The organism is Bacteroides sp. An269 (assembly GCF_002159755.1).
In the GTDB taxonomy this organism is placed as follows: Bacteria; Bacteroidota; Bacteroidia; order Bacteroidales; family Bacteroidaceae; genus Phocaeicola; species Phocaeicola intestinalis.
On sequence record NZ_NFJG01000021.1, the window covers coordinates 39418 to 46593 of the forward strand.

At 46.3% G+C, this 7176-nt stretch carries 7 protein-coding genes; 3 read left to right on the top strand and 4 right to left on the bottom strand.

Features of this window, described 5'->3' with window-relative positions; genetic code table 11:
• Positions 1–72: 72 nt before the first annotated feature.
• Positions 73–2853, bottom strand: a complete 2781-nt coding sequence (gene uvrA, locus B5F71_RS06445; protein WP_022039358.1) for an excinuclease ABC subunit UvrA — start codon at positions 2851–2853, stop codon at positions 73–75.
• Between the two features lie 103 nt (positions 2854–2956).
• On the opposite strand from uvrA, the gene B5F71_RS20175 reads away from it, so the two are divergent.
• A complete protein-coding gene (locus B5F71_RS20175) occupies positions 2957–3127 on the top strand; it encodes a hypothetical protein (RefSeq protein WP_158098048.1) in 171 nt (56 codons plus the stop codon).
• 24 nt (positions 3128–3151) lie between these two features.
• On the opposite strand, the gene B5F71_RS06450 is transcribed toward B5F71_RS20175, so the two are convergent.
• The 3 genes from B5F71_RS06450 to B5F71_RS06460 all read right to left on the bottom strand — a co-directional run bounded on the left by B5F71_RS06450 (position 3152) and on the right by B5F71_RS06460 (position 6063).
• The gene (locus tag B5F71_RS06450) at positions 3152–4462 is read right to left on the bottom strand and encodes an MATE family efflux transporter (RefSeq protein WP_087208592.1); all 1311 of its coding nucleotides are present in this window, start codon (positions 4460–4462) and stop codon (positions 3152–3154) included.
• A 21-nt stretch (positions 4463–4483) separates the two neighbouring features.
• A complete protein-coding gene (locus B5F71_RS06455) occupies positions 4484–5221 on the bottom strand; it encodes a biotin--[acetyl-CoA-carboxylase] ligase (protein WP_087208594.1) in 738 nt (245 codons plus the stop codon).
• 476 nt (positions 5222–5697) lie between these two features.
• Entirely contained in the window at positions 5698–6063 is a 366-nt protein-coding gene (locus B5F71_RS06460) for a YraN family protein (protein ID WP_022040681.1), read from the bottom strand.
• Positions 6064–6181: 118 nt separating this feature from the next.
• On the opposite strand from B5F71_RS06460, the gene B5F71_RS06465 reads away from it, so the two are divergent.
• Together B5F71_RS06465 and B5F71_RS06470 are read left to right on the top strand one after the other, a co-directional pair.
• Positions 6182–6415: a hypothetical protein gene (locus B5F71_RS06465; protein ID WP_022040680.1), complete on the top strand. Its 234-nt coding sequence runs from the start codon at positions 6182–6184 to the stop codon at positions 6413–6415.
• Between the two features lie 6 nt (positions 6416–6421).
• Entirely contained in the window at positions 6422–6856 is a 435-nt protein-coding gene (locus B5F71_RS06470) for a nucleoside deaminase (RefSeq protein WP_087208596.1), read from the top strand.
• Positions 6857–7176 lie beyond the last annotated feature (320 nt).

Consider the following 7176-nt stretch of genomic DNA (forward strand, 5'->3'; position numbering starts at 1 on the left):
ACTAACCCTTTGTTGGTGTTAATGAAAAATGAAGAATAAAGGAATGTGTCGTACAGCCTCATTCTTTGGTTCTTATTTTTCATTGAGTAGTTTCTCTTTCAAGAATTGTCCCGTATATGAAGCCCCGCATGCCGCCACTTCTTCTGGTGTACCGCATACTACAATGTTTCCTCCCTGTTCTCCTCCTTCCGGTCCCAGGTCGATGATATAGTCGGCACATTTGATTACATCCATGTTGTGTTCGATGATAACCACGGTGTGTCCTCGTTCTATCAGTGCGTCAAAAGCTTCCAGTAATTTCTTGATGTCGTGAAAATGCAGTCCGGTAGTAGGCTCGTCAAATACGAAAATGGTGGGTTGCGATTTTTCTATGCTTAAGAAATAAGCAAGTTTTACACGCTGGTTCTCTCCTCCGGATAATGTGGAGGAAGATTGTCCCAATTTGATGTATCCGAGTCCTACATCCTGAAGAGGAAGCAGTTTCTTGACAATCTTTTTTTGTCCGTGTGTATCAAAGAATTCAATGGCTTGGTTGACTGTCATTTCCAGCACCTCATAGATATTCTTTCCTTCATAATATACTTCCAGTATTTCTTTTTTGAATCTTTTTCCGTGACATGATTCGCATTCCAATACCAAATCAGCCATAAACTGCATTTCGACGGTGACGGTACCTTCACCTTTACATTCCTCGCAGCGTCCGCCGTCGGTATTGAAGGAGAAGTAACCGGCTGTATATCCCATTTGCTTGGCAAGAGGTTGGTCGGCAAATAGTTTTCGTATTTCATCGTATGCCTTCACATAGGTGACAGGATTGCTGCGCGATGATTTGCCTATAGGGTTCTGGTCTACAAATTCTATGTCGTTGACCATTGATGTGTCACCCCCCAATGATACGAATTCGCCAGGGCGTTCGCTTATTTCACTGTATTCCCGTTTCAAGGCTTTATAGAAAATGTCGCGCACTAGCGTACTTTTACCAGAACCGCTGACCCCTGTTACTACCGTCATGACATTGAGCGGAAAACGGACATCAATCCCTTTCAGGTTATTTTCACGTGCTCCTTTTATTTCGATGTAATTGTTCCAGGCGCGATGTTGCAAGGGGCGTTCGATGGTTTCTTCACCCAACAGATACCTTACGGTATAACTTTTGCTTCCACGTTTCAGGTCTTTCAGGTCACCTGAATAAACGATTTCGCCTCCCAGCCGTCCGGCTTTCGGACCTATGTCGATGATATAGTCGGCTGCACGGATGATTTCTTCATCGTGTTCTACGACCACTACGGTGTTGCCTAATTGTTGGAGTTGGCGTAACACTTTAATCAGCTTTGCTGTGTCACGGCTGTGTAGTCCGATACTTGGTTCGTCTAGGATATAGAGCGAGCCTACCAGACTGCTTCCTAGCGAAGTGGCAAGGTTGATACGCTGGCTTTCTCCTCCCGAAAGCGAGTTGCTCAGGCGGTTTAAAGTGAGATAGCCTAGTCCTACGTCTTCCAGAAATGTCAGGCGGCTGTTGATTTCGCTCAACAGTCTTTTGGCTATCTGTGTATCGTGGTCGTTTAGCTTCAGGTTCCGGAAGAATTCTTTCAGCTTGCTGACAGGCATTTCCACTAAATCGGCAATGTTATATCCCCCTACCTTTACGTAAAGGGCTTCTTTCTTCAGTCGGCTTCCGTGGCATTCGGGGCAAGTGGTCTTTCCCCGATAGCGGGCAAGCATTACGCGGTATTGGATTTTGTATTGATTCTCTTCCAGCATACTGAAGAAAGAGTCAATGCATACTTTGTCCCGCGGACCATGCCACAGATAGTCTTTCTGTGCTTGAGTCAGTTCATAGTAGGGAGCAAATATGGGAAAATCGTGTTCTGGGGCTTCCCGTAAGAATGCTTGCAGCCATTCACTCATTTTTTCCCCTCGCCAGCACATCACAGCTCCATCATATACGCTCAATGAGCGGTTGGGAATGACCAGGCGTTCATCAATTCCAATGATTTTACCGAACCCTTCGCATGTCGGACAGGCCCCTAGTGGAGAGTTGAAAGAAAACATCTGGTCACTTGGTTCCTCAAACTTGATGCCGTCTGCTTCGAATTTGGTACTGAAGCGGTACAGGCTGGTCGAACCGTCGGGTTGATAGAAACGGAGCAAGCATGCACCGTCGCCTTCGTACATAGCCGTTTCGGCAGAGTCGGTCAGGCGGCTGATGGCATCTTTGCTGTTATCACAGCTCATACGGTCTACCAGCAGGTAAACCGTATCTTTGGGATTATACTGGTATTCTTCGATACGTATGGTCTTTCCGTTCACTTCCAGACGGGTGAATCCTTCTTTCATATCCGTCTCTATTTGCTCTGCCATATTGCGCCCTTCTCGGGGAAGAATGGGGGTAAGTACTGTATAGCGTGTACCCTGAGGATACGAGAGCATACAGTTCACGATATCTTCTGGACTATCCTTTTTCACCAGTTGTCCGCTTATGGGCGAATAGGTTTTTCCGATGCGGGCAAAAAGCAGGCGTAAATATTCATAAATCTCAGTAGAGGTCCCTACTGTAGAGCGCGGGTTGCGGCTGATGACTTTCTGTTCGATGGCAATGGCGGGAGGAATACCTTTGATAAAATCACATTCCGGTTTGCTCATCCGCCCTAAGAATTGGCGGGCGTATGCAGAAAGGCTTTCCACGTAACGGCGTTGTCCTTCGGCATATAACGTGTCGAAGGCAAGTGAGGACTTGCCCGACCCCGACAAACCGGTAATGACTACCAGCTTGTTGCGTGGGATGTTAACGTCGATGTTTTTCAGGTTATTCACCCTGGCGCCTTTGATGGATATGTAGTTGGTTTCAGACATGCTAATGATTTCGTAAGTTTACCTGGACAAAATTAGGTAAAATCTATGAAATAATTGCAAGAAACGTACAGTTTCTTAGAAGCTGTTTTGAATTTATCGTGCGATGATTTGGGATGAGTTTTTGAGGCATTTTCGCTTCTGTGATGAGGAAGATAGCGGGCTATCTGACGAAGGACAGGAGCGAAAAGGACCAAAAAATCGCCCAAAGCACACACGAAAACAGATACATCAAGCCAAGAAAAACTTTTTGGAGAAATTCAAAACAGCTTCTTAGATACGTCTGTCTCTCCAACAGGTTTTAACCAATGCCTTTTCGTGCTATCAATAGTGCCTGTACGATGCCTCGCAAAGCCAAGTAGACGATAAAGCCCATCCATAAGGCATGATTCTGGAGCGAGTCATGCAGGGTATAATAAATAAGGAAGAAACTTGCTGATGCGGCAAACATTCCTTTCAGCATGATGGATGTAGCGGTGGCTCCGATGCAGATACCGTCGAGTAGGAAGGCAGAGAAACCGGCAAGTGGGATGGCAAGCACCCAATAGAAATAAGTGCCCGAAGCATCAATTACTGTCTGTTCGTTGGTGAGCAGGCCGAGGAATCCTTTTCCTCCGATGCCATACAGGAGGGTGAAAGCCAGCGAGAGCATAATACCCCAGCCGAAGAGGTGGCGGACGGTGCGGAGAAGTTCTGTACGGTTTCGTGCACCGATGTATTTTCCGGTCAAAGCTTCGCCAGCGTATGCAAATCCATCCATAATGTATGAGAACAGGGTGAAAAGCTGCATCAGCAGGGTATTGACTGCCAATGTAACATCGCCATACGCAGCTCCTGTAGAGGTGAAGAATACGGTGACTGCTACCAGGCAAAGTGTGCGCAGGAAGATGTCACGGTTCACTTGGAAGAAGCGTGACATTGCTTTACGGGTGAAAACGGCTCCTTGTCTGACATATTTGCGCAGGGGACGGTAATACCGAAACCACAGCAGGCATGCCATAAAGAGTCCGGCGTATTGGGCAATGAGGGTTCCAAGTGCTACTCCTGCCACTTTCATATCGCAGGCAAACACGAAAAACAGGCTGGCGACAATGTTTACCACGTTTTGTGCGATGGCTATGAACATCGGGAAGCGGGAGTTCTGCATCCCGATAAACCATCCGGTGAACCCATACAGTCCCAATGTGGCTGGTGCTCCCCAAATACAGATATGAAAATAAAGTGATGCGAGTTCTCTAACTTCCGGGCTGGCATCAATCAGGTGGAAAGCGATGATGCGGATGGGATATTGCAATACCAATAAGGCAAGTGCCAATAAAAGGCTGATGCCTAACGAGCGGAGCAGGATGCGGGTCACTTCAGGAAGATCGTGTGCACCGTACGATTGTGCCGTGAGTCCGCTTGTTCCCATGCGCAGGAAACCGAATATCCAGTAAATCATATTAAACAGCATGCCGCCTATGGCTATGGCACCGATGTAGGAGGCCGAGCCTAAATGGCCGACAATGGTGACATCTACCAGTCCCAGCAGGGGAACGGTGATGTTCGAGACAATGGAAGGAAGGGCAATATGCAGTATGCGTTGGCTTGTGAATGGTATATTGAGTGACATGTGTTATCTTATAAAGGTGGTTTACAATTCGAATGAAACTTCTTTGAACAGGTATTTCCGGAGGGTGCCTTTTTCGTCTTCCAAGACCAGCCTTCCCGAAGGTTCTATATCGTGTATGCGGGCAATGAAGCGACCTTTACCATCAAGGTAAGGATGGAAACCTGCTTTGCGGTACAGCATCTGTTTGTATTGTTGGGCAATTTCATCAGTGCATCCCGCTTCCAGCAGACCGTAATACCAGCTTGTACGTTCCATTACTTGTTCCAGGATTGTAGCCGGATTATAAAGTAGACCTGTGATTTGCGTAAGCGAAACGGGGTTGGGAGCATTGCTTACAAACCGTTTTTGGTTCAGGTTGATGCCTGTACCTGATATGGAGCGGCTGACGTATGCACCGTCCCAGTCATTCTCGATGAGGGTACCGCATAGTTTCCGGTCTCTCCAATAGATATCGTTGGGCCATTTGATGGAGATACTGTCGGTATGTGCCGAAAGTGCATCGGCAAGTGCCAGTGCCGTGACTTGTGAGAGAAGAAACTGCTGTTCGGCTTTCAGAGAACTGGGATATACCACGAAGCTGAATAGCAAATTGGCTCCCGGTTCAGATTCCCATGTATTGCCACGTTGTCCGCGTCCTGCTGTCTGGTATGCGCTGTACACGCAGGTCAGGTTGGCTTGAGGCTCGTGGTCGCATAAGGCGGCAAGATAGGAGTTGGTCGAAGTAGTTTCTTGCAGATATATAGGTTTAGGATATTTCATAAAGTAATCAGAATTAAATGATATTATCTTTTGAGGAGTTAAGAAGCTATTTTGAATTTCTCCAAAAAGTTTTTCTTGGCCTGATGTATCCGTTTTCGTGCGTGCTTTGGGCAATTTTTTGGTCCTTTTCGCTCCTGTTCTTTGTCAGATAGCCCGCTATCTTCCCATAGTAAAGACGCAAGATTTTGCGTCTCTACAAAAACTCATCCCAAATCATTGCACGATAAATTCAAAACAGCTTCTAAGAAGTTCCATGCCGGCTCATTTACTTATATGAATGTCCGCATTTCACCAATAAGGAGTTAGAAGCCAATACATTTACTAAATGGAAATCCTAACAGAACTATTGTCTTTTAACTCCTGTGAGCGAAGCGGGCATAACTCCTTTTAACTCCTTTTCATACCATTGGCATTTTGCGGATATTCAAATAAACTAAATACGAACATCTACTCATTATTATATATATTATAAGGTGTTACCAAATGGGCGGCAGGAATGCATTTTCGATATGCTCAATGTGGAAGGGAGGCTTTTCGCCTATTACCGTTATTACATCGAAACGTGCCGGGAGGTCGAGTTCGAACTTCTTGATGTACGAGTCTGCCAGTGAGACCAGCGTGCGTATTTTCCGGTCGTTTACCGCATCTTCGGCGTGTCCGTAGGTCTCGTTCCTTCGGGTCTTTACTTCCACAAAGACCAGCTGTCCGTCTTTTGTCGCTATAATGTCCAGTTCGTTTCTTCCCCGTCGCCAGTTGCGGTGGAGGATGCAGTATCCCTTTTCGGTCAGGTAGCGCACCGCTTCGTCCTCCCCTTCCTTGCCCAGGTCGTTATGTTCTGCCATATTTGTACGTTTTTTGTGTGCAAAGTTACGTAATCTTGTTGTATTTTCTTTGCTTTTCTAATTTTAATCTTGGTCTGCTTTGCAGAAGAGAAAAAAGTGAACTAATTTTGCACTCAAGATGATGAACAATGGAAAAAAACGGAAGAAAGTGCCGGCGTCGGTTCCTCCGCGCAGGCAACGGATGGTGTGTCTGCTCAGCGAAGAGGAGGCACAGATTATTGAGCGCTACCTGAAACACTATCAGATAACCAATAAGGCACGGTGGTTCAGGGAAACAGTCTTGACGTTTATTCATCAGAAAATGGAAGAGGATTACCCTACTTTATTCAAAGAACACGATATGCGGAGGTAACGGGATATGGCAGATGATACGTTTTATATGAAACAGGCGTTGGCTGAGGCAGAGAAAGCATCGGCAAGGGGAGAAGTGCCTGTAGGTGCGGTGGTAGTATGCCAAGGCCGTATCATTGCCCGTGCACATAACTTGACCGAAACCTTGAACGATGTGACGGCACATGCCGAGATGCAGGCCATTACGGCTGCGGAAAATGCATTGGGAGCCAAGTACCTGAATGATTGTGCGCTTTACGTAACGGTAGAACCGTGTGTGATGTGTGCCGGAGCCATAGCGTGGGCACAATTGGGCAAGCTGGTGTTCGGCACCGAAGACGAGAAGCGCGGGTATATGCGTTACGCACCTGCGGCATTACATCCGAAGACCGAGGTGGTTCAGGGTATCTTGAAAGACGAGTGCGCCGGTTTGATGAAGGAGTTTTTCCGGAGACGCCGGTGAAGGTCGTTACTGGTTATAGCTCCTTTTATTAAAGAACCATACTACCCTTATGATTCTTTTTTATTTTACAGATAGTCTGGTGTAAGATTAATAATCTTCCGCTTGTAAGATTAATAATCTTGCAGCGGATGGACTTATATGCGTGTGAAATTTTCAAATCACAGAGGCAGAAAATGCACATTTTAAAATACCGTTTAAAGTATAGAGGGAGTTAGAAGCTGTTTTGAATTTCTCCAAAAAGTTTTTCTTGGCTTGATGTATCCGTTTTCGTGTGTGCTTTGGGCGATTTTTTGGTCCTTTCCGCTCCTGTTCTTCGTCAG